Raw genomic sequence first — 23,293 nt, forward strand, 5'->3', positions numbered from 1 at the left:
GCCCGGAGTCATCGGCTGATGATGTCGGTCCACTCGGTGAGCCACTCGCTGCGGTGGTCGGCGATGTCGTCGGCGGAGACCTCGATCGGCTCGGTCGGCTTCTCGGCGAACTTCGCCCAGGCCTGCGGAAGCTGGACCGAGTCGTCGACCGGGAAGACGTAGAGGCTGTCGGGCAGGGCCGCCTGCACCTCGGGGCTCAGCAACCAGTCGATGACCGCCCGGCCACCGGCTGGGTTCTTCGCGTTCTCGAGCACGCCGGCGTACTCGACCTGGCGGAAGCAGGTGTCGAGCAACGCCCTGGTGGTCGACTCACCGGTCTTGTCGTCGATGGTGAACGCCGGTGAGGTGTCGTAGGAGACCACGATCGGTCGATCGCCCTTGCTGGCCGCGGTGAAGCCGCCGTAGTAGGCGTCGGTCCATCCCTCGGTCAGGTCGACGCCGTTGGCGATCAGGTCCTTCCAGTAGCCGGTCCAGTCGTCGCCGTACTCGCCGATGGTGGCCAGCAGGAAGGCCAGGCCGGGCGAGCTCGTGGAGGCGCCCGGGGCCACGAGCAGGTCCTGGTAGGCAGGTTCGGTGAGGTCGTCGAGCGACGCCGGCGGCTCGAGGCCCTTCTCGTCGAACCAGGCGGTGTCGACGTTGACGCACACGGACGCCTGGTCGATCGGGGCAAGCCTGTCGGCACCGTCGCCGTCGAGCTGCAGCTCGTCGGCACCGGAGGGAAGGTCCGCGGCGTAGGTCGCGAAGACGCCCTCGTCGACCGCCCGGGAGGCGAAGGTGTTGTCGACGCCGAAGGCCACGTCGCCGACCGGGTTCTGCTGGTCCAACGCCAAGGACGTAGTCAGCTTCCCGGCGTCGCCACCAGCGCGGATCCGCAGGGTCGCCCCGGTCTCCTGCTCGAACTGCCTGACCAGCTTCTTCGGGAAGTCCGAGGCGAAGGTGTCGTGGGCGACGAGCGTGATGGTGGTGCCCTCGATGGACGCCGAGGGGTCGGCGGACGAGCGGCTGGTCTCGTCGCCCCCGCCCTCCCCGAGCAACGAGCACGAGGCGGCGCCCGCCATCGTGATCGTCACGGTGATGGCAGCCACGGTGCGCGCGACGGAATGCATGGAGTCCGACTCCCTTCGCCGGTGCTAACCGGATCAGGTCATGAGGGTCTGCTTCCCGGCGCGTCTCGCCGGTGGCACTCTCAGCTCCCCGGCTCGCTGGCCGGAGGGCTCCCCTGTCTGTTGACCTCCCACGCTACCCGGTCCCCGCGCGTGTCGAGCAACGCGGGGCCACGGTCGCTCCGCACGCGGTGACCCGTTGCGCCACCGCCACCCCACACGTGCCCGGAGCACAGCGGCAGCCGGGCGCCCTCAACGGGAGAGGCGTACGCCGTCCCCGACGGCCCGGGTCAGCTTCTGCGGGTTGCGGACCAGGTACATCTGCGTCACCAGCCCGGCCTCGAAGCGCACGGTGCCGACCACGTCGAGCACCCCGTCGAGGAAGAACCGGACCGCGGGCTGGCCGTTGACGACCGCGGTGTCCACCGACACCTCCCCCTGGTCCTTGCCCAGCACTCCGGCCAGCCAGCGCAGCACCTTGTCGCGACCGGTGATCGGGCGCAACGCCGCCTGCTTGAGCCCGCCACCGTCGCTGAACATCACGACGTCGGGCGCCAGGACGTCCATCAGGGCCTGGAGGTCGCCCCCGCCGGCGGCTGTGAGGAAGCGTTCCAGCACCGCGTCGGTGTCGTCGGACGGCGTCACGCGGGGGCGGCGCGCCTGCACGTGCTTGCCCGCCCGACTGGCGATCTGGCGCACCGCCGGCTCCGACTTGTCGACGGCGGCCGCGATCTCGGCGTACTCGAAGCCGAAGACCTCCCGCAGGACGAAGACCGCGCGTTCGGTCGGTCTCAGCGTCTCGAGCACCATCAGCATCGCGGTCGAGACCGAGTCGGCCAGCTCGACGTCGTCGGCCACGTCCGACGTCGTGAACAGGGGCTCCGGCAGCCACGGTCCGACATAGGTCTCCCGGCGTCGCTCGAGCGTGCGCATCCGGTTGAGGGCCTGGCGGGTGACGATGCGCACCAGGTAGGCACGCGGATCACGCACCTCCGACTGGTCGACGTCGGCCCAGCGCAGCCAGGTCTCCTGCACCACGTCCTCCGCGTCCGCTGCCGACGACAACATCTCGTAGGCGACGGTGAACAGCAGGTTGCGGTGCTCGACGAAGGGATCGATCACGGTGTCCTCACTGGGCCAACGGTGCCAGTTCGCAGCTGTCGGCGTAACCCTGCGAGGCCAGCCCCATCGCCGCGTTGGTCCGCGAGCGCAGGTTCTCGATCGAGATCATCTCGGTCAGCTCGACGATCGCCTCGGCCCCGAGCTGGCGGTGCAGCCCGGCCACCATCTCGTCGTCGACCTCGGGCGGCGTCGCGGTCATCGCCTCCGCGTAGGCCAGCACGTCGCGCTCGAGCGGCGTGAACACGTCGCTGTCGCGCCAGACCGGGACCTGGCGCAGCTTCTTCTCGTCCAGCCCGTCGTTGTGGGCCATGAAGTAGCCGAAGTCCATGCACCAGCTGCACCCGATCTTCGCCGCGGTCGCCATCACGGCGTACGACTTGAGGTTCGCGTCCAGAGCGTTCAGCCTGGCCACCTTTCCCTCGAACGAGAGCAGCGCCTTGGTGAGCGGCTTGTGGTGGAAGAGCACGTAGGCGAAGTCGGGGATCTCGCCGTAGGTTCGCCTCGCGTACGCCGCCAGCATGCGGCCGTAGATGCCGTCGAGACGCGCCTTGGGGATCCGGAAGTTGCTGGGCATGATGCCTCCTCTGCCTGGGGCTCCGGCCTGTGGAGCCCGTTCGGCATGAAGACACCGGCCGCCGCGGGTCTGTGACAACCAGGTCTCACATGGAGTAGACGCGGGCCCCGTCGATGGTGGCCCGGGTCATCTCGCCGCGGGCGACCAGCAGCTCGAGGTGTGCCCGTGTCTCCAGCGTGGCCAGCGCCGTGTTGAAGACGTCCATCTCGGAGAGCTTGCGGTCGCGCTTGGTCCACGGGAGCTGCTGCGCCACGTCGTACGACGTGCCCGGGTTGTCGGAGATCGCGGCCCGACACAGGTCGAGGCGGTGGTCGTGGAAGGCGATCAGCTCGTCGACGCGGGCGTGGCTGGACGCGGTCACCGCGCCGTGGGCCGGCAACAGCTGCAGGTCGGGCATCGCGCGCACCTTCGCCAACGACTCCAGGAAGTCGCGCAGCGGCTGGTCGGCGAGCACCGGTTCGAAGCCGATGGACGGCGTGATGGTGGGCAGCACGTGGTCGCCCGCGAAGAGGAGGCCGTCGGCGACGTCGGCGAAGACGAAGTGGCCCTGGGTGTGTCCCGGGGTCGAGACCGCGTCGATGGTCCGCGACCCCACCGTGAGCTGGTGATCGTCCTCGAGCCAGGTGTCGGGGTACTCCCAGATGGACAGGTCCGGCGTGGAGTCGGCGGTGAAGTCCGCCCACTCCTTCGCCACGTCGGGGGCGCCGGCCAGCCGCAGCATCGGGACGTACGGGTTCTCGTCGACGTCGGTCGCGTGGATCAGGTCGAGCGTCGGCTTGTCACCGATGCCGAGCGAGACGTGGGAGCCGAACTCACGCCGGACGGTCACGGCCTGCGTGTAGTGGTCCCGGTGCACGTGGGTGACCAGGAAGGAGGTGATGTCGGAGACCTTGCGGTCGATGCTGGCCAGCGACGACTCCAGGAGCGTGCGGGCCTCCTCGATCGCCCAGCCACCGTCGACCAGGGTCAGTCCGTCACCGTTGTCGATGGCATAGACGTTGACCGCGCGCAGCCCGTCCATCGGCAGCGGCAGCGGAATGCGGTGCACGCCGGGTGCGACCTCGTAGGCGCCGGGCTCCGTCCAGTCAGTCATCCACTCACCATGGCATGTACTCGCCGGTCACATCAGGTGAGGTCCGGCACACCGGGACCCGGCAGCCCCAGGTCCGGCACACCGGGATCCGGCAGCCCCAGGTCCGGCAGCCCGAGATCGAGGTTGGGCTGCTGGATGCCTCCGTCGATCTCGAGGAGCTTGCCGGTGACGTACTGCCCGGCCCGCGAAGCCAGGTAGAGCACTCCCGCGGCGACGTCCTCCGCCTCCCCCACGCGGCCCAGCGGCGTCCTGGTCTCCAGCTGGTCCATCATCTCCGGGACGCCGGCGACGAACTCGAGCGCGCTGGTCATCACCGATCCCACGAAGATCCCGTTGACCCTGATCCGCGGGGAGAGGTCGGTGGCGGCGAGCCTGGTCCAGTGGGCCAGTGCCGCCTTCGCCGTGCCGTAGGCGAGGTAGCCGCGACCCGCCGTGCGGCCCATCATGGAGCTGATGCTGACGATCGACTGCTGCCCGCCGGGAGCTTCGAGCATCAGCGGCACCGCTGCCCGGGTCAGCGCGTGGGCGGTGCTGACGTTGAAGTGGAACGACTCCTCCAGGTAGTCCACATCCGTGTCCAGGAAGGCGTTCGGGATGGTGCCGCCCACGTTGTTGACCACGATGTCGAGGCGCCCGAACTCGTCGTACGCCGCCTGCGCGAGGCCGGCGGCCGCGTCGGTGTCCGTCAGGTCCGCCGGCACCACGAGCGCTCGCCGGCCGATGCTGCGGACCTGCTCGGCGACCGCTTCGAGCTGGTCGGTGTGCCGAGCAGAGATGAGGACGTCGGCGCCGGCCTCGGCCAGGGCGATCGCGGTGGCTGCGCCGATCCCGCGGCCGGCGCCGGTGACCACGGCAGCGTGGTCGGCGACCGAGAACCGGTCGAGGATGCTCACGAGACCAGGCCCTTGCCGGTCACGTGGAAGAGGTCGAGCGCGGTGACGATCCCGGGCTTGGCGGCGACGACGGAGGAGACCGAGTTCACCAGTCGTTGGGCGGTGGTGACCATGCCCGAGACGTTGTGGTCGCCGTCCTCCCCCCGATGGGTGAAGTCGACCTTCATCATCGGCTGGCCGGTGATCTCGACGCGATAGCAACCGCCGCCCTCGGACGGGGTCGGCCACTCGGGCACCTGGTCCTCCGCGGTCCGCGTGACGTGCTCGAGGATCACCTTGTCCTCGCCGTCGACCCGTCCGATCACCTGGAACCTCACCGCGCCCATGGTGCCTGCGGCGATGTCGACGCTCACCGTCCTGGTGTCCACCTCGGCGGGGCGGCGGTCGACGGTCTCGGTGAGCGGCTCGTCGAGGGTCAGCCCGAGCCCCGCGGCGATCTGACGGACCACCGATCCCCAACCCATGCTGAGGATTCCCGGCTGCCACAGCATCACGTCGTCGGCGTCGACGGGCTTGCCGAAGCCGAAGATGTCGCGCATCACCACGGGTTGGTAGTAGGTCGAGTAGTCGGCGATCTCGCTGACCCTGACCTGGTCGATGCGCTGGGACAGGGAGGTCATCACGAGCGGGAGGACGTCGTTGGCGAAGCCGGGGTCGATGCCGTTGACGTGGAGGCTGGCGGCGCCGTCGGCGCAGGCCTTCTCGAGCTGTTCGAGGGCGTCCGCCCAGAGCGCGCCGTAGGGGTACTGCAACAGGACGGGTCCGCTGGAGACCACGTTGATGCCGGCTGCGACGAACGCCTGCAGGTCCTCGATCGACTCGAAGATGCGGTCGTCGGTCATCGCCGTGTGCACGATCGCATCGGGCTTCAGGGCGAGGAGCGCCTCCCGGTCGGTGGTGGCGGTGATGCCCAGGTCGCGGTCGAGTCCGGCCAGGCGACCGGCATCCTGCCCGTCCTTCTCCGGGCTCGACACCCAGACCCCGACGAGCTGCAGGTCGGGGTGACGGTCGATTCCGGCGATCACGTGCCGGCCGACGGTTCCGGTGGACCAGCCGACGACGCGCAGGGGTGGTGTGCTCATGGCAATCAATCTAGAACACGTTCTAGGTCCTGGGAAGGTTGCTCCGCGATCAGGGCTCACCCACGGAGGTCGACCAGCTCCGGGCAGTGGGTGCCTGCGGGGTCGTAGATCGTGGGCATGCACCGGTTGCAGTGGATGCACGCCCCCACGCCTCGCCGCTCGTCCTCGAGCCGGCGGACGAGATCCGGCTCGTGGAGCAGGGCCCGGGCCATCGCGACGTACTGGAAGCCGAGCGACATCGCCCGCTCGATGGTGGCGCGCCGGTTGATCCCGCCCAGGAGCACCAGGGACATGGTCAGCGCCTTGCGGAACTCGAGCGCCTTGTCGAGGAAGTAGGCCTCCTCGAAGTCGTAGGCCTTCAGGAACCTCGAGCCGACCGTGCGCATCCCCAGACGCACGGGCAGCGGCATCGCGGCCGCGAACTCGCGCAGCGGCACCCCTCCACGGAAGAGGTACATCGGGTTCATCAAGGAGCTGCCACCGCTCAGCTGCAGGGCATCCAGGGTCCGGTCCGCCTCGAGCATCTGGGCGAGCTCGACCCCCTCGGCCAGCGTGACCCCGCCTCGGAAGCCGTCACTGAGGCTGGTCTTGCCGATCACCGCCGCCGCGTCACCCACCTCCTCGCGCACGGCGCGGGCGATCTGCCTGGCCAGCCGGGACCGGTTCTCCAGGGAGCCGCCCCATCCGTCCCTGCGACGGTTCAGCCCCGGAGCCAGGAACGACGAGAGCAGGTAGCTGTGGCTCATGTGGATCTCGAGCACGTCGAAGCCGGCGTCGACCAGGGTCCTCGCGGTGGCGGCGTACGCACGGGTGATCCGGGCGAGGTCGCGCGCCGTCGCGCTGCGGATCATCTGCATCGACAGCGGGCTCGGCATCGGGCTCGCGGCCAGCGCGTGCGCTCCGTTGGAGCGGCCGTTGGCCACGGGGCCGGCGTGACCGATCTGGCCGGAGATGCGACCGCCTGCGTCGTGCACGGCCTGCGCCAGCCGGGCCAGGCCGGGCGCGGTCGAGCCGCCGACGACGATCTGCTGCTTGTGGGTGCGACCCTCCGGTGAGACGGCGAGATAGGCCACCGTGGTGAGCCCGACACCACCCTCGGCCAGCTCGCGGTGGAAGGCGATCAGGTCATCAGTGACCAGGCCGTAGGGGGTCCGCCCCTCGAACGTGGCCGCCTTGATGATGCGATTGCGCAGCTGGACTGGTCCCAGCGTCGCGGGACGGAAGGCATCGACCTGCATCGGGCCAGACTAGAACACGATCTAGTTTGGTGGCGGCTAGTCTCCTGAACAACAAATCTCCTGAACAACAAACCTCGAGACCGTGAAGGTGGATCCATGAGTGACGAAGAACAAGTCGAGGCCTCGCTGAGCGTCGGCGCCCGATTCATCGGCGACCCCGATGCCCTGCACGTCGTGCCGATGGGCGCCGACAAGCCCGGCCTCCACCTGCAGCTCGTCGACTTCAGCCAGCCCCAGGAGCAGGATGACGACGAGGACTGGGAGCTCGACCCCAGCTCCGACCTCGGCCTGAAGATCACCCTGGCCGGCCTCGACCCCGAGGTCGCGGTCCAGCTGCTGAAGGTGGCCGCCGAGTTCCTCGAAGAGGCCGAGTTCGAAGAAGGCTGATCCGGTCTCCTGTGCTCCTTGCCGTGCCCCCGACCCGGGAGCACACTGGAGGGGAGCACAGGAGATGACGGCCATGCACGACAAGCTCCAGCACAGCATCAGGGCAACGCACGACGTTCTCGACGAACGCCTCTCCGTCGCCGAGTTCAGGCGGCCGACCCCGGCCAGGCCACGAGACGTCTTCCCGGCGACGGACACGTTCCTGGCCAGCGCCAGCAGGCATCTCGCCGCCGCGAACGCCGTCCTCGTGCCTGCCATCGAGCGACACCTCGCGGGCGGCCACGACCTCGCCCGCGACTTCTCGCGTGCCAGCCGCGACCTCGAGCAGGCGATGGCGCAGACCAAGGCCAAGCTCTACGGCGAGGCCCACGCGATCCATCGTCCGTGGAGCGAGATCTGGTCCGACCTGCACTCACGCTTCAACGTGTTCATGGATCTCGAGGAGCGCATGGCCCAGGCGTTGGTGGACAGCACCTCCGACGGCTTCTGCGCGGACCTGGCCGACCGGGTGTATGCCGCCGAGCTGCACTCCCCCACGCGACCGCATCCCTTCGTCCCGCACCGCGGGGTCCGGGGTCGCGTGGCCCGACGAATCTGCCTGACCGTGGATCACTTCTGGGACGCCACCGAGGGACGGATGATCCCCGAGCCGGTCAAGCCCCACGACCGGAGCCACGACGGCAGGTTCACCCAGTACCTCCTGGCCGACCCCCATCTTCCTGAGGAAGAAGCCTGACGCGCGCGCTCAGAGCAGGAAGCTGAACACCGGCGAACCCGGGGGCACCAGCTCGATCGTCAGCGGGCTGGCCTGCATGCGGGACATCAGCTCGTCGAGGTCGGCCGCGTTCTCGAGCTCGATGCCGACCAGCGCCGGGCCGGTCTCCCGGTTGTTCTTCTTCACGTACTCGAACACGACGATGTCGGCGTCGTCGAGGAGCACGTCGTCGAGGAAGTGGCGCAGGGCGCCGGGCTCCTGCGGGAAGGTGACCAGGAAGTAGTGGCGCAGGCCTTCGTGGAGCAGGGAGCGCTCCACGATCTCTGCGTAGCGGCTGACGTCGTTGTTTCCGCCGGAGACGATCGCCACCATCGCTCCGTCCCGTGGCTCGATGCGCCGCGCCGCAGCGCTGGCGAGCGCACCGGCAGGCTCGGCGATGACGCCCTCGGTCTGGTAGAGCGCCAGCATCTCGGTGCACACGGCGCCCTCGGGGACGGTGATCACCTCGTCGACCAGGTCGCGCACGATCGGGTAGGTCAGGTCACCGACCCGGCCGACCGCCGCGCCGTCGATGAAGGTGTCGATCCGCTCCAGTGCCACAGGACCACCGTGGGCCAGGGCAGCGGTCATGCTGGGGGTGCCTTCGGGCTCGACCCCGATGATGCGCAGGTCGGGGCGTCGCTCGTGGAGCCACAGCGTGATGCCTGAGATGAGCCCGCCACCACCGACGGGGACGATCACGGTGTCCAAGGGGTAGTCGGCCCGCTCGGCCTGCGCCACCACTTCCGGGGCGATCGTCCCCTGACCGACGATCGTGCGCGCATCGTCGAACGGGTGCACGTAGATGGCGCCGGACGACTCCGCATCGGCGTGCGCTGCGGCGCTCGCCTCGTCGTACGAGCTTCCGGTGGTGACCAGCTCGACCCACCCCTCGCCGAGCGCGAGGATGCGCTGACGCTTCTGTCGGGGGGTGTTCTGCGGCACGACCACCCGACCCCGGATGCCGAGCTTGGCACAGCTGAGCGCGACGCCCTGCCCGTGGTTCCCGGCGCTGGCACAGACCACCCCGCGCGCCCGCTCGGCCTCGGTGAGTCCGGCGATCAGGTGGTGGGCGCCGCGCAGCTTGTAGGAACGGGCGAGCTGCTGGTCCTCGCGCTTGAGCAGGATCGGGACACCGGCATCCTCCGAGAGGCGGGCGCTGAACTCGAGCGGCGTACGCCGGATCACCGGGCTGAGCACCTCGGCGGCACGGTCGACCGCGTCGGCGGTGAGTTGGGGCAGGTTCACTCCCCCGACTCTAGGCGTCACGGCCTTCCGCGACTGCACCGTCTCAGCCGGGTGCCGGCTCGGCGTCGGATGCTGCCGGGGGCTCAGCGCAGCGGGTCGAAGGCGTCCAGGAGCTGGTCGTCCGTGGGTGACCCCACCATCCGCGCGGCCAACAGCTTGCCGGTCAGCGGACCCAGGGCCACGCCCCACATGCCGTGGCCACCGGCGACGAAGACCCGGTCGGAGCGCGTCGCGCCGACCAGCGGCAACCCATCAGTCGTGCAGGGCCGCGAGCCGACCCATTCGTCGTGCCGCTGCGACCAGTCGACGCCGGTGAACATCGGCTTCGCGGCGTCGACGATCGCGGTGATCCGTCGCTCGTCGAGCGGCTCGTCGGGGCTGCGGAACTCCATCATGCCGGCCACCCGGAGGCCCTCCTCCGGCTTGCCGAGCGGGGTGCAGGCCACCCGCTGGGTCGGGAAGTAGACCGGCCCGGTCGGCACCTGGTCGGGGTGCACGGTGAAGCTGTAGCCGCGGCCGGCCTGGACCACCCGGCGTACGCCGTGGGGCCGGGCCAGCTGACTGATCCAGCTGCCGTTGGCCAGCACGACCGCGTCGGCCACGATCGACTCTCGCCCCTGGGCGGCGACCAGGGTCCGACGCCCGCGCTGGGAGACGGTCCGGACGCTGAAGCCCTCGACGATCTCACCGCCACGCGCGCGTACGGCGTCGGCCAGCGCGTGCACGAAGCGGCCCGGGTTGATGTAGCGCTGCCCGTTGAGGCGGATGCCGTGCGTGACCTCGGGTCCGAGCGCGGGCTCCATGGCGTGCAGCTCGTGCGCGTCGAGGAGCTCGTAGTCGGTCAGCCCGCCGGTCTGCGCCACGTGGCGGAACTCCTCCTCCAGCACGGTGCGGTCGGCTTCGGAGACGAAGCCCGCCAGGAACGGCTCCGCCGCCCGCGTGGGCTCGTCGACGCGGCCCGGCCCGTCGTGCTCGGTGAGCTCGGCGTAGGCATCGAGGGCTCCGGCGTTGGCCCGGTTGAAGACCTCGATCGCGGTGTTCCAGTGGTCAGTCGTGCAGTGCCGGGCGAAGCCGACCAGGAACTGGACCAGGCGCGGGTCTGCGCGGAACGGCACGTAGACCGGGGAGTCGGGCTTGAGCGTGGCCAGGACTCCTGTCCTGAGGATGGCAGGTTCGGGCAGCGGCAGCGTCAGCGCGGGCGCGAGCCAACCGGCATTGCCCCACGAGGAACCGGCAGCCACGCCGTCGCGGTCGACGACGGTGACCCTGACCCCGAGCTCCTGCAGGTGCCATGCGGTGGAGAGCCCCACCATCCCCGCGCCCACGACGACGACGTGCTCCACAGAGGTGTCCATGCTCCAAGTCTGGGCCTCCCCGTGGCCCCGGTCACTGCCCGAAGCTCCACGCTTCCGCGCTCCCCCTTGTGCGATCGGCCAACACCCACGGTGGTTGAGGAGGCCGAGGCACGAGGCCGTCTCGAAACCCGGCCCGACGACCGACTCAGCGGACCGAGCGCCGGTGGTTGAGGAGGCCGAGGCACGAGGCCGTCTCGAAACCCGGCCCGACGACCGACTCAGCGGACCGAGCGCCGGTGGTTGAGGAGGCCGAGGCACGTCTCCGGTGGTTGAGGAGGCCGAGGCACGAGGCCGTCTCGAAACCCGGCCCGACGACCGACTCAGCGGACCGAGCGCAGGGCAATCATCAGCGCGAGCCGGGTCGCCGGATCGGCCACGTCGACCCCGCACGACTCGCGGGCTCGGCGAAGCCGGTTGCGGACCGTGTTGGGGTGGACCCCGAGCACCTCGGCGGCTGCACTGACCTCGCCCCTGTCGAGGAAGGCGCCAACCGCATCGACCAGCCCGCTCTCGTGCACCCGGTCGTGCTCACGCAAGAGCGTCAGGGGACTGGAGTCCCGGTGCCGGTTGAGGAAACCGTCGAGGCGGTCGACGAGCACGTCGGCAAACACGTCGGTCAGGGTGGCCGCCACACCGCGTCGTCCGCGGCGGGTCAGGGACTCGGCGACCTGGTCGGCGACGGCACGCGACTCGGCAAGGTTGCCGGCCTCGGCCGGCGTGCCGATGCCGACCGCCAACTGGTCCCGGGCACCGAACCGGCGCAGGAAGTCGTCAAGGATCCGGACCGCCGAGGCGGCCGGGAGCACGCCGAGCACTCCACTGTCGTGCCCGGCACACAGGGCCGAGGGGGCAACGGCTGACAGGTGCAGGGTGAGCGGTCCGACCGTGCGCCGGATCGCCTCGGGCGTGGCAGCCCGGATCGAGACCGCCACCCACTCCCCGGCCATCGTCCGGTCGGCGGCGATCTCGTCCGCCGCGTCTCCACCGGCGAGCAGGGTGGTCACCAGGTCGGTGCGCTCGCGACGACCTCGATCGGCGAGGTCTCGCTCGGCGCGCAGGCGCGCGGCGACCTGCGGCACGGCCTCGCGGAGGATCTGCGCCTGGTCGGGGCTCGGCCCGCCCGGGATGGCGGCCCAGATGGAGCCGATCAGCTGCCCGTCATCGCGTACGGCGACCACGGCACGCGCCACCATGTGCTCCTCGGGGAGGTCGAGCGTGATCACCTCGTCCGAGGTCAGCAGCTTCTCGAAGACACCGGTGGCCGCGATCGCCTCCCGGTAGTGAACGGGCACCTGCCTGCCCAGGATGGTGCTGATCCGGGCCTGGTCGACGTCTTGGTCGCCACCGGAGTAGGCGATCACGATGGTGTCGCGGTCCTCGATGGTCACCGGTGCCCGCAGCAAGCCGGCCAGGGACGTGGAGAGGTCGAAGAGGTCGCCGTCCTCGACGAGTGCCATGGGCCGACCTCCTGGTGCAGTTCCCCGGATCTGGAAGTTATCAGGGTTCGACTGTCCGTCCGGCAGAACGCACCCAACCTCGCTCCGGGATCGGGGCGACGGCACGGGGCCGACGCCGCGTCGACCGGGGCGTCCCTCTTCACGAGCTGTCGACCGCAAGGAATCCGCTGTCCAGACAGCACGGGGAGAAATTCTCATCCTGAGGACAGGGCGCGCCGCAGATGCGAGCATGAACGCTCACAGTCCACTTGGCGCATCTGGGGGGATGGCGACGAGGGGCCGGCCATGCGCAGCGCACGGCCGGCCCAGCGTCGTTCCGTTTTGACCCGGGCCAGCCCTGGCCGGCCTTCAGACCACAGACCCGGCCGCAGACCCGTCGGCTTGCAGGAGCGACATCGAAAAGGCCCCTCGCCTGCGTCCAGCAGGTTGGGGGCCAGTTTCCGTGGAGCCGCCTATCGGAATCGAACCGATGACCTAATCATTACGAGTGATTCGCTCTACCGACTGAGCTAAGGCGGCGTGCTGCCCGGGACAGCGCCCGGGCAACCCGGGGAAGTATACGGCGCGTGGTGGCGTCCGGCGAAATCACTCCTTCTCCCCCGGAAATCACACCGGCGCCCGGCTGATCAGCCGGGCGCCGGAGGCAGGAAGGGGGGCGGGTCAGGAGATGTCGGCGAGCGCCGGCTCGGTCTGGCCGACCTTGGCGCCGTCGTGCCAGAGCTGCTCGCTGCCACACCAGCAGGTGTAGGTCATCGCGTTGACGCCGTCGATCTGGGCCATGCCGGTGACCTGGCTCGGGAAGATCAGCATCTTCTTGTCACATGAGGTGCAGTGGTTGACGAACATGGTGACCTCCTCAAGGTCTGATTGATGTTTGCACTACTATTCTCCGACATCGCGACCGATAGTGCTAGCCTTGCTTTCCTCTGTCTGCCATAGGGAGTGCCTATGCTTTCGTTGCACCAGCTGCGGTGCTTCCTGGCGGTCTACGAGCAGGGCTCCCTGACGGCCGCCGCAGAGCACCTCGGTTATGCCCAACCGTCGATCTCGGAGCAGATCCGCTCCCTGGAGAAGACCCTCGGCGTCCAGCTGTTCGCCCGCATTGGGCGCGGCGTCGTCCCGACCGCTGCAGCCGAGACCTTGCGCACCCACGCGGAGCGCACCATCGAGTCGGCCGAGGAGGCCCGACGCGCCGTCCAGGCCGTCACCGCCCTCGAGACGGGCACGGTGCGCTTCGGTATGTTCGGCACGGCCCGGCTCTATGCCGGGGCAGCGTTGATCGCCGACGTGCTCGAGCGGCACCCCGGCGTCCGTGTCGAGCTCGTCGGCCAGAACTCCTCCGACGTCTACGACGACCTTCGTCGCGGCCGCATCGAGGCGGCCATGATCGCCGTGCCCCAGGTCCACAGCGAAGGCATGTCGGTCACCCCGGTCGCCCATGACGAGCTGGTCTACATCAGTGCGAACGCCGATCGGCTGCGCTCACCGGTGACCGCCCACGGCCTCGCGATGGCGTCGTTGGTGATGGCGGAGACCACGTGGCGGGCCAACGACTCGACCCGCATCGTGCTGCGTCAGATGCTGCACGAGACCGGTCTCAACCCACAGACCCGCATCGAGGTCGAGGACGTGGAGACCGCAGTCGAGCTCGTCGGCATGGGGCTGGCCGACTCCGTCGTCCCCCGCGGAGTCGCCGACCAGCTGCTGCCCCGGCTCGCCCCCCGGGCCGGCTTCGTGGCGCTGCGTCCACGACAGGTCGACACCCTGGCCATCGTGCACCGCAACCGGGCCACGCTCTCGCCCGCGACCCGGCTGATGATCGAGCTCGCCACCGCACGGATCCAGGAGATCTGCGAGCCGATCTAGGCCAAGCGTCGACCGAGCATCGAGACCGTCGCTCAGCTGCAGTCGACGTCGCCGTCGGGCACGTCGCCCTCGATGAGGTAGCCCTCGATCATGTCGTCGACGCAGTCACTTCCCATGTTGTAGCCGGTGTGCCCGTCGCCGTCACGCGTGACCAGGAGTGCCGGGCCGAGCTGCTTGGCCAGCGACTCCGCCCACTCGTAGGGAGTGGCCGGGTCGCGCGTGGTGCCGACCACGAGCAACGGGTCGGCGCCCCGCGCAGTGATCGGCTTCCGCTTCTCCGGCTTGGGCCCGAGGTAGCCCTCGCACCCTTCCATCCCCCAGGCGAACACGTCACCGAACGTCGGGGACGCCTTGCGGAACTCGGGGAACGTCGCGGGGATCTTGCCCACAGGCGTGTAGGTCGGGTCGTCCTGGCAGTTGATCGCCCAGATCGCCTCGGAGCTGTTGTCGTCATATCCGCCGGACGCGTTGCGTGAGGCATAGACGTCAGCCAGTCGCAGCAGCTCGGTGGCGTCACCCTCCAGGGCATGGCCCAGGGCACTGTCGAGGATCGACCAGTACTCGTCGTTGTAGAGGGTCACCACGATCCCGTAGAACGCGTTGCCGATCTTGAGGTCGCGGTCGCCCACCTCGATCGGCTCGGCGTCAACCTCGTCCAGGAACCCCTTGATGGTGGCCAGGGCCTCCTTGCGGGTCGTGCCGAGGTAGCAGTCATCGGCGAGGCAGTCATCGACGTACGCCGTCAGCGCCCGCTCGAAGCCGGCGGCCTGGCCCAGGCTCAGCTCCTTGGAGGTCAGCGACACGTCCACCGCTCCGTCGAGCACGAGGCGACCCGAACGCTCGGGGAACAGGTCGGCGTAGGTGGCGCCGAGCTTGGTGCCGTAGGACGCACCGAAGTAGGTCAGCTTGTCGTCGTCGAGCGCGGCCCGGAGCACGTCCATGTCACGAGCGGCCTCGACCGTCGAGACATGGGCGGCCACGTCACCGCTGAGCCGCTGGCAGCCCTTGCCCATCCTGAGGCTCCAGTCGCGGAAGTGGCGGACCTCCGCCTTCGTGTCGGGTGAGGGGTCCTCGGCCAGGTAGGCGTCGAGGTCGGTGTCGGAGAGGCAGTCGACCGGCGAGCTCTCGCCTGTTCCCCGCGGGTCGAAACCGATGATGTCGAACGCGGACCGGAGCGGGTCGCCGAACGCGAAGTCGGCCTGCTCGGCGTACGACGTGCCGGGGGCGCCCGGGCCGCCGGGATTGACCACCAGGTTCCCGACCTTCGCGGACGGGTCGTCCGCCGGGCGCTTGAGCAGGTTGAGCTCGATCGTGGAACCGGCCGGGTCCTCGTAGTCGAGAGGCACCTCGAGGGTCGCGCACTCGTTGGCGCCGCAGGGCTCCCAGGCGATGGTCTGGTCGTAGAAGGACTGCAGCGCCGGGTCGGGCGCGGTGCGCGCCTCACCCGACGGCGTGGCCGCGTCGGTGCTGGCCGGCCTGCCCATGCTGGCGTCGGGCTCGTCACCGTCAACACTGGTCAGCTGCCAGGTGGCGACGCCTGCGACGGCCAGCAACATGGCGACCAGGGCGATCAGTGCGACCAACTTCTTCATGGACGGGCTCCCTCGGGCAGCTGCAGCGCCACCATCATCGACTCGAGTGCCAGGGCCGGCGGCACGTTGAACTCCAACATCTGCTCGCGTGCGGTGAAGACCGCGGTGATGCGCCGGAGATTCTCCTCGGGCGTCGTGACCCGCACCAGCCGCTCCAGCTCGTGGCGTCGTTCCTCGTTGACCAGCTCGGTGAGGGCGCCGGTCGCCAGCACGATCGCATCGCGGTAGACGGACACCAGGTCCATCAGTCCACGGTCGATCACGTCGAGCACGCGCCGCTTGGCACGCGCCTTCTGGCCCTTCTCCAGGGCCGAGAGCGCGGGAGAGTACTCACGCGGACGGCGGCCGCGATCGACCACGCCGTAGGACGAGTCGAGGTCGGCCTTCTCCCTCACGTCGAGCTCCACCGTGATCGCCTCGGCCTCGTCCTTGGCCACCTGGTGCAGGTTGCTCGCCGAGCGCATGCACGCGCCCAGGGAGGTCAGGGTGATCGGGATCTTGACGACTTCCTCTCGACGGCCGCGGGTGGCCTCGTCCTTGGCCAGCGCACGGGCTCGACCGATGTGGCCCTGGCTGGCGCGGGCGGCATGGGCGGCCAGCTCCTCGGGCACCCCGTCGTTGCGCACCAGGAAGTCGGTGACGTCGGGCGTGGACGGCGTGGACAACGTGACCAGCCGGCAGCGGGAGCGGATCGTCGGGAGCACGTCGTCGACGGTGGGCGTGCACAGCATCCACACGGTGCGGTCGGTGGGTTCCTCGATGGCCTTGAGCAACGCGTTGCAGGCCTGCTCGGTGAGGCGGTCGGCGTCTTCGACGACCAGGATCTGCCAGCGTTGGCCGACCGGCGCCAGGGCGGAACGACGCACCAGGTCGCGCACCTCCTCGACGCCGATGGAGAGCTTCTCGGTGCGGATCACGGAGACATCCGCGTGAGAGCCGGCCAGGACGGTGTGGCAGGAGTGGCACGACCCGCACCCGGGACCCGTGGGGCTCTCGCACTGCAACGCCGCGGCAAACGCCACGGCGGCATTGGAGCGACCCGACCCCGGCGGACCGGTGAACAGGAACGCCTGGCTCATCCCGTGGCCGGAGGCCGCGGCGGAGAGCGCGCTGATGACCGGCCGCTGCCCGACCAGGTTGTCCCAGACGGTGGCGGTCATCGACGGGCCGCCTGGGTCAGGAGCGGTGCAAGGCGCTCGCGGACTGCGGCAGCGATCTCGTCGACCGGTCGCCGCGCGTCCACCACCAGGTAGTGCTCGGGGCTGGCCGCTGCCATCCGCAGGAAGGCCTCGCGTACCCGCAGGTGGAACTCGTCGGACTCCCCCTCGATGCGGTCACGTTCGGCGAAGCGCCCCAGCCCCTGCTGGGGCGCGAGGTCGAGCACGACGGTCAGGTGGGGACGCAGGTCGCGCGTCGCCCACCGGTTGACCTGCTCGACCTCGTCGACGACGAGGTCACGACCTGCGCCCTGGTAGGCCAACGCCGAGTCGACGTAGCGGTCGGTGATGACCACCTCGCGGCGCTCCAGGGCGGGGGCCACCACCGTGTCGATGTGCTCGGCCTTGTCTGCTGCGTAGAGCAAGGCCTCCGTGCGGTGGGACAGCTCACCGGTGGCCGGGTCGAGCACGATCTGTCGGATCTTCTGCCCGACCGCGGTGTCGCCGGGCTCGTGGGTGAGGACGACGCCATGGCCCTCGGCCTCGAGCCAGTCCCGCAGGGCCCGTGACTGCGTCGACTTGCCGGCGCCCTCGCCGCCCTCGAAGCAGACGAAGACACCCGTGTCTGAGTAGCGGCCCGGTGACGTCACGTCGTACACCCTAGGTGGAGGCACCGACCGCCGCTCAGCGCGGATCCGATCGAGTGGTCCGGGCCTCCACCTTCGAGTGGCCGGTCGGTCAGGACTTCTTGGCTGCGGTCTTCTTGGTGGCCTTCTTCGCCGGTGCCTTCTTCGCGGTCTTCTTGGCCGTCGACTTCTTGGCCGTCGACTTCTTCGCCGCCGTCTTCTTGGCGCCCTTCTTGGCTGTCTTCTTCGCGGGCCCCTTGGCGCGACGCTCCGCGAGCAGCTCGGCGGCCCGCTCGATCGTGATCGCCTCGACCGTGTCGTCCTTGCGCAGCGTGGCGTTGTATTCACCGTCGGTCACGTAGTCACCGAAGCGGCCGGACTTCACCACGACCGGCTGCCCGGACACCGGGTCGGGGCCGAGCTCCTTGAGCGGCGGCGCCGCTGCGGCACGACCCCGCTGCTTGGGCTGGGCATAGATCGCCAGCGCCTCCTCGAGCGTGATGCTGAGCAGCTGCTCCTCTGAGGTGAGGGTGCGCGAGTCGGTGCCCTTCTTGAGGTAGGGGCCGTAGCGACCGTTCTGCGCGGTGATCTCGACGCCCTCGGCGTCCTCACCGACCACCCGCGGGAGCGACAGCAGCTTCACCGCGTCGTCGAGGGTGATCGTGTCGAGGCTCATCGACTTGAACAGCGACCCGGTGCGGGGCTTGGCCTTGCTCTTCTTCCGCGCCTGTCCTGAGCCTGTCGAAGGGTCCTCGGGCAGCAGCTCGGTCACGTAGGGGCCGTAGCGACCGTTCTTGGCCACGACGGTCAGGCCGGTCTCGGGGTGCTCACCGAGGATCGTCTCCTCACCGGCGGGGTTGGCCAGCAGCTCCTTGGCCTTCTCGAGCGTGAGCTCGTCGGGTGGCAGATCGTCGGGCACGTTGGCGCGCTTGCCCGCCGGGGTGCCGTCGTCGCCGGGCCCCTCGAGGTAGGGCCCGTAGCGGCCGACGCGAAGCACGATGCCGCTGTCCTCGCCGGCGACCGGGAAGGTGGCCAGCGCCTTCGCGTCGATCTCACCGAGTCCGTTGACCAGGCGGTGCAGCCCGGCGACCTTGTCGGAGCCGTAGTAGAACTCGGCCAGCTCGGTCTCGCGCTCACGGTTGCCCGCAGCGATCTCGTCGAGGATGTCCTCCATCCCCGCGGTGAACTCGTAGGAGATGAGACGGGTGAAGTGGTCGGTCAGCAGCCGGACCACGGAGAACGCCAGCCAGGCCGGCACCAGAGCGGTGCCCTTCTTGTAGACGTACCCTCGGTTCAGGATCGTGCCGATGATGGAGGCGTAGGTCGACGGGCGGCCGATCTCACGCTCCTCGAGCTCCTTGATCAGCGTGGCCTCGGTGAAGCGGGCCGGTGGCTTGGTCTCGTGGCCCTGTGCCTGGAGGGAGGCCGCCGTGACCCGGTTGCCCTCCTCGAGCTTCGGCAGACGGGTCTCCTGGTCGTCACGCGCGGCTGCCTTGTCGTCGGTGCCCTCGACGTAGGCCTTCAGGAAGCCGTGGAAGGTGATCACCCGGCCACTCGAGGAGAAGACGACGTCCTCGCCGGTCGCGGCTGCGCCGCCGTAACGGATGGAGACCGACTGGCCGACCGCGTCCTTCATCTGCGAGGCGACGGTGCGCATCCAGATCAGCTCGTAGAGGCGGAACTGCTCGCCGCTCAGCCCGGTCTGGGCCGGGGTGCGGAAGTGTTCGCCGGCAGGACGGATCGCCTCGTGCGCCTCCTGCGCGTTCTTCACCTTCGAGGCGTAGACGCGCGGCTTGTCCGGGAGGTACTCGGCGCCGTACAGCTCGCGGACCTGGTCGCGCGCCGCGCCGATCGCGGAGCCGGACAGCGTCGTGGAGTCGGTGCGCATGTAGGTGATGAAGCCGTTCTCGTAGAGGCGCTGGGCCACCGACATGGTGGCCGAGGCGCCCATGCCGAGCTTGCGGCTGGCCTCCTGCTGGAGCGTGGTGGTGCGGAACGGCGCATAGGGAGAGCGCTTGTAGGGCTTCGACTCGACGCTGCGGACGTCGTACGTCGTGTCCTGCAGGCCGGCGACCAGGGCCTCGGCGCGACTGCGGTCGAGGTGGACCACGGCCTTGTCCACGCTGGACTGCTTCAGCTGGCCGTCGTCGGCGAAGTCGGAACCGCGGGCGACGCGGGAGCCGTCGATGGTCTGCAGCTTCCCCGGGAAGATGCGTGGATCGTGGCCGGAGCCGGCGTCGAAGGAGCCGTCGATGTCCCAGTAGGAGGCCGCACGGAAGGCGATCCGCTCCTTCTCGCGGTCGACCACGAGGCGGGTGGCCACGGACTGCACGCGGCCGGCGGACAGACCGCTCATCACCTTGCGCCACAGCACCGGGGAGACCTCGTAGCCGTAGAGACGGTCGAGGATGCGACGGGTCTCCTGGGCCTCGACGAGATCCATCGCGATCTCGCGCGGGTTGTCGACGGCGGCCAGGATGGCGGCCTTGGTGATCTCGTGGAAGACCATCCGCTTCACGGGGATGTTCTTGGGCTTGAGCTCGTCGAGGAGGTGCCAGGCGATCGCCTCTCCCTCCCGGTCCTCATCGGTGGCGAGGAAGAGCTCGTCGGCGTCCTTGAGGAGACCCTTGAGCTTGGTGATGTGGCTCTTCTTGTCCCTGGGGACCACGTAGTAGGGCTCGAAGCCGTTCTCGACGTCCACCGCCAGCCGCCCCCACGGCTTGTCCTTGATCTTCGCCGGAGTGTCGGCGGCATTGTTCGGCAGGTCGCGGATGTGCCCGATGGACGACTCGACGACGTAGCCGTCGCCGAGGTACCCGGCAATGGTGCGGGCCTTGGCGGGCGACTCGACGATCACCAACTTGTGTGCCACGAACTCTTGGCCTCCTGGGCTCCAGCGGGGCTCCGTCGGACGCGACGGGGTCTCTCGGCCGCTTACGGTAGCGCGTCGGCCAATCACACGCTGACCGCCCGCCGCCCTGCGGCGAGACGCACGGTCGGGCGGCACCCCGGCCGGGGCGCGGCCACTGGGTCAGGCGACGGTCATCCCGGCGACCACTTTCTCCAGCTGGTCGAGCAGCTTCTGGTCTCCCAGGGGAACCACGCCGGCGAAGATCGCGTAGGTCTCCGAGTCGTCGACCTCCACCGCGACCACGATCGCGTGGTCACCCTCCACGGTGACCCGGGGGTCGTCGACGCGGATCTCGGTGTCGATGCGCCAGGCGTTGTGACCGTCGACGGTGATCTGCTCCGATCCCTTCGGCGTTGTTCCCGCCATGCCGGTGTACATGTCCTCGGAGCCGGCCATGCAGTTGGTCACGCTCTGGGCCGCTGCCTCGAGGGAACCGTATCCGTCGGACCGCTCCACGCTCCCGACCACGAGCAGCGATATCCAACCCGCGTCCCCCGACTGCTCGACGATCTCGTATGCGCCCCGGGGGTCCCGGAGCCACGCGAACGCCTCCGCTGCCTGGTCGGCCTGCTCATCGGCGGTGTATCCCGCGGGAACCGGGGCCGACAGGTCGAAGGACTTGATGGTGCCGGGCGGTGTGGGCGCGTGCACCGCCGGAAGCGCCTGCGGGCAATCAGTCAGCGCGTCCGTCGAGGAGGTGGACTCATCGGTCGGCTCGCTGGTGGCGGAGGATGCCTCGTCGGTCGGTTCGCTGGACTGGGACGACTCGTCGTCGGCCGACTTGTCGTCGCTGTCGTCGTCGCCCATGGTCAGCCAGGCGGCGATGCCACCGCCCACGAGGAGCAGGACCACGACGACCGCGGCCACCGCGACGAGGACGCCCTTCTTCCCCGATCCCCCGGGGCCACCGTTGGGGGCGGGCATCGGCGACCACTGGTGCGCCGGCTGCTGGCCGTAGGGCTGGCCCTGCTGCTGCGCCCAGCCCTGCTGGGGATCGTGGGGTTGCTGGGGGAACTGCTGCGTCGGCTGCTCGCCGTAGGGCTGGCCCTGCGGTTGGGCGGGCGGGCCGCTCGGCTGGACACTCGCCGGCGGGGCGTCGTACGGGTTCGCCGTGGTCTCGGCGCTCCAGGACTGGCCGTCCCAGTAGCGGAACGAACCGGGCTGGCCGGAGGGGTCGGGATACCAAGCAGGCTGGGACACGGTCACACATTAGGCGATCACACCGGGCTCGCGCCGGAACCTGGGACGAGTCCTGGCGCCGGGTCCGGGTCAGGAGTCGAGCAGGAAGCCTTCGGCGACCAGCTCGCGCACGGTCGGCAGGTACGTCGACCGCATGGTGGCCGTCTCCTCCTCGAGGAGGCTGCCCAGCGCGTCCAGGATCTGGCCCACGGACAGCTCGCCGTCACACGCGCCCAGCAGCGCGGCCTCGACGGTGTCGGCCTGGCGGGCCCGGCGCAGTCCGCGCTGCTGGCGCAGCACCACGGTGTGCGGGTCCTCAGCACCCGGCGCACCCACGGTCTCCTGCTGCACGTCGGTGCGCGCGACCAGACGCGCGGCCAGCAGGGCGTCGTCGTCGAGACCGGCGAGGACGTCGATCGCCTGCCCCCACGCGTGGATCGTCGGGGCGATCGGCTGCTCCACGTCGAAGGGCCAGTCCTCGAGCCGGAGCGTCGGCTCGGCGTCGGTGCGCCGCAGGTTGATCCAGCCGAAGCCGACCCCCTCGATGCCCTGCTCGGCGAACCACTGCAGCCACGTGTCGTAGCGCCGGACGTAGTCGGAAGTCCCCTGCAGGCCGGCGTCCTTGAGCCACAGCTCGACGTACGTCGCCGGGTCGACCACCTCGCGCTGGACGACCCAGGCGTCGCTGTCGTGGATCCAGCCGGCCAACCGTTCGTCCCACGGCTGTCCCTCGTCGATCACCCAGTTGGCCAGGACCTGGCACCAGCCTCCGGGTGTGAGGTGGTCCGGTGCGGCTCGCACGATGTCCTCGACGACGCGGTCGCCGGGCAACCCGGAGTCGCGGTAGACGAGCCGTTCCCCGGTCGCCGGGGAGATCACGAACGGCGGGTTGGTGGAGATCAGGTCGAACTGCTCGCCACGAACCGGTTCGAAGAACGATCCGTCACGGACGTCGACGGGTCCGGCGTCGTTCAGGGCGACGTTGAACCCGGTCATCCACAGCGCCCGCTGGTTCACGTCGGTCGCGACCACCTGGTCCGAGTGCGCGGCGAGGTGGAGCGCCTGCACGCCGCACCCGGTGCCGAGGTCGAGCGAGCGGCCCACCTTCTCGCGAATCGTCAGCTGGGCCAACGACGTGGAGGCCGAGCTGATGCCCAGCACGTGGTCGGGGCCGACCTTGTTGGGCGTGCCGTCCAGCCCGGGGGTCAGGTCGCTGACCACCCACAGGTCCCGCTGCTCCTCGGCGTAGGGGCGCACGTCCATCCTGGCGGCCACCTCCCCGACACTGCGCTCCAGGATCCCCTCGGTGGTCAGCCGGTCGACCATGCCGGGCAGGGCCCGTTCGGCCGCGGCGACGGACACCGGCGCCTGGAGCAGGAACAACCGGGTCAGCGCCTCGAGCGGCGAGTCACCCTTCGTGCGCTGCAGCCCGGGCACCGTCTCGTTGCGGGAGAGGGCTGTGTGCGCCGTCGTACCGAGCAGCTCGGCGACGCCGTCATAGGTGTAGTCCGCAGCGGTGAGTGCATCGCGGAGCCGGGCGGGAAGATCAGAGGGGTTCACGGCACGAGCGTAGTGAACCGCGACCCACGCACAAGACGGCACCGGATCACAGCCAGCTGGTGGCTGTGACCCGGTGCCGTCCGTCGAGCAGTGCGC

The 23,293-nt window shown here is 69.8% G+C and carries 20 protein-coding genes, 1 tRNA gene and 1 riboswitch; of the genes, 3 read left to right on the top strand and 18 right to left on the bottom strand.

The features are described 5' to 3' along the window. Window positions 1–8 precede the first annotated feature (8 nt). From ncot_RS17635 to ncot_RS17665, 7 genes are all read right to left on the bottom strand, one after another. On the bottom strand, window positions 9–1,106 hold the full coding sequence (locus ncot_RS17635; protein ID WP_168618772.1) for a thiamine ABC transporter substrate-binding protein: 1,098 nt from the start codon (window positions 1,104–1,106) through the stop codon (window positions 9–11). Beyond that, window positions 1,100–1,231: riboswitch (TPP riboswitch) on the bottom strand. It overlaps the preceding gene by 7 nt. A 124-nt stretch (window positions 1,232–1,355) precedes the next feature. Continuing rightward, window positions 1,356–2,225, bottom strand: a complete 870-nt coding sequence (locus tag ncot_RS17640; RefSeq protein WP_168618773.1) for an RNA polymerase sigma-70 factor — start codon at window positions 2,223–2,225, stop codon at window positions 1,356–1,358. A 7-nt stretch (window positions 2,226–2,232) separates the two neighbouring features. Next, window positions 2,233–2,799 (bottom strand): carboxymuconolactone decarboxylase family protein, encoded by a 567-nt coding sequence (locus tag ncot_RS17645; RefSeq protein WP_168618774.1) that lies wholly within the window; start codon window positions 2,797–2,799, stop codon window positions 2,233–2,235. Between the two features lie 85 nt (window positions 2,800–2,884). Continuing rightward, window positions 2,885–3,892, bottom strand: coding sequence for an MBL fold metallo-hydrolase (locus tag ncot_RS17650; protein WP_168618775.1), 1,008 nt, complete (start codon window positions 3,890–3,892; stop codon window positions 2,885–2,887). A 32-nt stretch (window positions 3,893–3,924) separates the two neighbouring features. Beyond that, window positions 3,925–4,785 (bottom strand): SDR family oxidoreductase, encoded by an 861-nt coding sequence (locus ncot_RS17655; protein ID WP_168618776.1) that lies wholly within the window; start codon window positions 4,783–4,785, stop codon window positions 3,925–3,927. Next, on the bottom strand, window positions 4,782–5,867 hold the full coding sequence (locus tag ncot_RS17660; RefSeq protein ID WP_168618777.1) for a diacylglycerol kinase: 1,086 nt from the start codon (window positions 5,865–5,867) through the stop codon (window positions 4,782–4,784). Before ncot_RS17660 ends, ncot_RS17655 begins: the two co-directional genes overlap by 4 nt. A gap of 56 nt (window positions 5,868–5,923) precedes the next feature. Then, window positions 5,924–7,105 carry an NADH:flavin oxidoreductase gene (locus tag ncot_RS17665; RefSeq protein WP_168618778.1) on the bottom strand — a complete coding sequence of 394 codons (1,182 nt, stop codon included), beginning with the start codon at window positions 7,103–7,105 and terminating at the stop codon, window positions 5,924–5,926. 96 nt (window positions 7,106–7,201) lie between these two features. Here ncot_RS17665 and ncot_RS17670 point away from each other — a divergent pair, with 96 nt between their 5' ends. Further along, window positions 7,202–7,492: a hypothetical protein gene (locus ncot_RS17670; RefSeq protein ID WP_168618779.1), complete on the top strand. Its 291-nt coding sequence runs from the start codon at window positions 7,202–7,204 to the stop codon at window positions 7,490–7,492. Between the two features lie 73 nt (window positions 7,493–7,565). Continuing rightward, the gene (locus tag ncot_RS17675; RefSeq protein ID WP_168618780.1) at window positions 7,566–8,228 is read left to right on the top strand and encodes a hypothetical protein; all 663 of its coding nucleotides are present in this window, start codon (window positions 7,566–7,568) and stop codon (window positions 8,226–8,228) included. A gap of 9 nt (window positions 8,229–8,237) precedes the next feature. On the opposite strand, the gene ilvA is transcribed toward ncot_RS17675, so the two are convergent. The 5 genes from ilvA to ncot_RS17700 all read right to left on the bottom strand — a co-directional run bounded on the left by ilvA (window position 8,238) and on the right by ncot_RS17700 (window position 13,152). Continuing rightward, window positions 8,238–9,494 carry a threonine ammonia-lyase IlvA gene (gene ilvA / locus ncot_RS17680; protein ID WP_168618781.1) on the bottom strand — a complete coding sequence of 419 codons (1,257 nt, stop codon included), beginning with the start codon at window positions 9,492–9,494 and terminating at the stop codon, window positions 8,238–8,240. A gap of 83 nt (window positions 9,495–9,577) precedes the next feature. Continuing rightward, window positions 9,578–10,849 carry an FAD-dependent oxidoreductase gene (locus tag ncot_RS17685; protein ID WP_168618782.1) on the bottom strand — a complete coding sequence of 424 codons (1,272 nt, stop codon included), beginning with the start codon at window positions 10,847–10,849 and terminating at the stop codon, window positions 9,578–9,580. A gap of 320 nt (window positions 10,850–11,169) precedes the next feature. Next, the gene (locus tag ncot_RS17690; protein ID WP_168618783.1) at window positions 11,170–12,306 is read right to left on the bottom strand and encodes a PucR family transcriptional regulator; all 1,137 of its coding nucleotides are present in this window, start codon (window positions 12,304–12,306) and stop codon (window positions 11,170–11,172) included. 443 nt (window positions 12,307–12,749) lie between these two features. Next, window positions 12,750–12,825 (bottom strand) — tRNA-Thr (locus ncot_RS17695). A 141-nt stretch (window positions 12,826–12,966) separates the two neighbouring features. Beyond that, window positions 12,967–13,152 (bottom strand): hypothetical protein, encoded by a 186-nt coding sequence (locus ncot_RS17700; protein WP_168618784.1) that lies wholly within the window; start codon window positions 13,150–13,152, stop codon window positions 12,967–12,969. A gap of 102 nt (window positions 13,153–13,254) precedes the next feature. Here ncot_RS17700 and ncot_RS17705 point away from each other — a divergent pair, with 102 nt between their 5' ends. Beyond that, the gene (locus ncot_RS17705; protein WP_168618785.1) at window positions 13,255–14,172 is read left to right on the top strand and encodes a LysR family transcriptional regulator; all 918 of its coding nucleotides are present in this window, start codon (window positions 13,255–13,257) and stop codon (window positions 14,170–14,172) included. Window positions 14,173–14,204: 32 nt separating this feature from the next. Here the strand turns inward: ncot_RS17705 and ncot_RS17710 are convergent, their stop codons facing one another. From ncot_RS17710 to ncot_RS17735, 6 genes are all read right to left on the bottom strand, one after another. Then, on the bottom strand, window positions 14,205–15,764 hold the full coding sequence (locus tag ncot_RS17710; protein ID WP_168618786.1) for an alpha/beta fold hydrolase: 1,560 nt from the start codon (window positions 15,762–15,764) through the stop codon (window positions 14,205–14,207). Then, window positions 15,761–16,924: a DNA polymerase III subunit delta' gene (locus ncot_RS17715; RefSeq protein WP_168618787.1), complete on the bottom strand. Its 1,164-nt coding sequence runs from the start codon at window positions 16,922–16,924 to the stop codon at window positions 15,761–15,763. Before ncot_RS17715 ends, ncot_RS17710 begins: the two co-directional genes overlap by 4 nt. Next, on the bottom strand, window positions 16,921–17,571 hold the full coding sequence (tmk, locus tag ncot_RS17720; RefSeq protein ID WP_168618788.1) for a dTMP kinase: 651 nt from the start codon (window positions 17,569–17,571) through the stop codon (window positions 16,921–16,923). Before tmk ends, ncot_RS17715 begins: the two co-directional genes overlap by 4 nt. An 88-nt stretch (window positions 17,572–17,659) precedes the next feature. Then, complete coding sequence (gene topA, locus ncot_RS17725; protein ID WP_168618789.1) at window positions 17,660–20,419, bottom strand: type I DNA topoisomerase; 2,760 nt, start codon at window positions 20,417–20,419, stop codon at window positions 17,660–17,662. A gap of 159 nt (window positions 20,420–20,578) precedes the next feature. After that, window positions 20,579–21,658, bottom strand: a complete 1,080-nt coding sequence (locus tag ncot_RS17730) for a DUF2510 domain-containing protein (protein WP_168618790.1) — start codon at window positions 21,656–21,658, stop codon at window positions 20,579–20,581. 69 nt (window positions 21,659–21,727) lie between these two features. Next, window positions 21,728–23,197, bottom strand: coding sequence for a class I SAM-dependent methyltransferase (locus tag ncot_RS17735; RefSeq protein ID WP_168618791.1), 1,470 nt, complete (start codon window positions 23,195–23,197; stop codon window positions 21,728–21,730). Window positions 23,198–23,293: the final 96 nt, after the last annotated feature.

This window comes from Nocardioides sp. JQ2195, from assembly GCF_012272695.1.
Lineage (GTDB): Bacteria > Actinomycetota > Actinomycetes > Propionibacteriales > Nocardioidaceae > Nocardioides.

What these genes read in the sequence shown, in the direction of transcription:
- ncot_RS17665 (WP_168618778.1), bottom strand. Translation starts at nt 7,105, where the DNA reads ATGCAGGTCGATGCCTTCCGTCCCGCGACGCTGGGACCAGTCCAGCTG.
- ncot_RS17700 (WP_168618784.1), bottom strand. Translation starts at nt 13,152, where the DNA reads ATGTTCGTCAACCACTGCACCTCATGTGACAAGAAGATGCTGATCTTC.
- ncot_RS17690 (WP_168618783.1), bottom strand. Translation starts at nt 12,306, where the DNA reads ATGGCACTCGTCGAGGACGGCGACCTCTTCGACCTCTCCACGTCCCTG.
- ncot_RS17675 (WP_168618780.1), top strand. Translation starts at nt 7,566, where the DNA reads ATGCACGACAAGCTCCAGCACAGCATCAGGGCAACGCACGACGTTCTC.
- ncot_RS17715 (WP_168618787.1), bottom strand. Translation starts at nt 16,924, where the DNA reads ATGACCGCCACCGTCTGGGACAACCTGGTCGGGCAGCGGCCGGTCATC.
- ncot_RS17660 (WP_168618777.1), bottom strand. Translation starts at nt 5,867, where the DNA reads ATGAGCACACCACCCCTGCGCGTCGTCGGCTGGTCCACCGGAACCGTC.
- ncot_RS17635 (WP_168618772.1), bottom strand. Translation starts at nt 1,106, where the DNA reads ATGCATTCCGTCGCGCGCACCGTGGCTGCCATCACCGTGACGATCACG.
- ncot_RS17710 (WP_168618786.1), bottom strand. Translation starts at nt 15,764, where the DNA reads ATGAAGAAGTTGGTCGCACTGATCGCCCTGGTCGCCATGTTGCTGGCC.
- ncot_RS17685 (WP_168618782.1), bottom strand. Translation starts at nt 10,849, where the DNA reads ATGGACACCTCTGTGGAGCACGTCGTCGTCGTGGGCGCGGGGATGGTG.
- ncot_RS17650 (WP_168618775.1), bottom strand. Translation starts at nt 3,892, where the DNA reads ATGACTGACTGGACGGAGCCCGGCGCCTACGAGGTCGCACCCGGCGTG.
- ncot_RS17705 (WP_168618785.1), top strand. Translation starts at nt 13,255, where the DNA reads ATGCTTTCGTTGCACCAGCTGCGGTGCTTCCTGGCGGTCTACGAGCAG.
- ncot_RS17645 (WP_168618774.1), bottom strand. Translation starts at nt 2,799, where the DNA reads ATGCCCAGCAACTTCCGGATCCCCAAGGCGCGTCTCGACGGCATCTAC.
- ncot_RS17670 (WP_168618779.1), top strand. Translation starts at nt 7,202, where the DNA reads ATGAGTGACGAAGAACAAGTCGAGGCCTCGCTGAGCGTCGGCGCCCGA.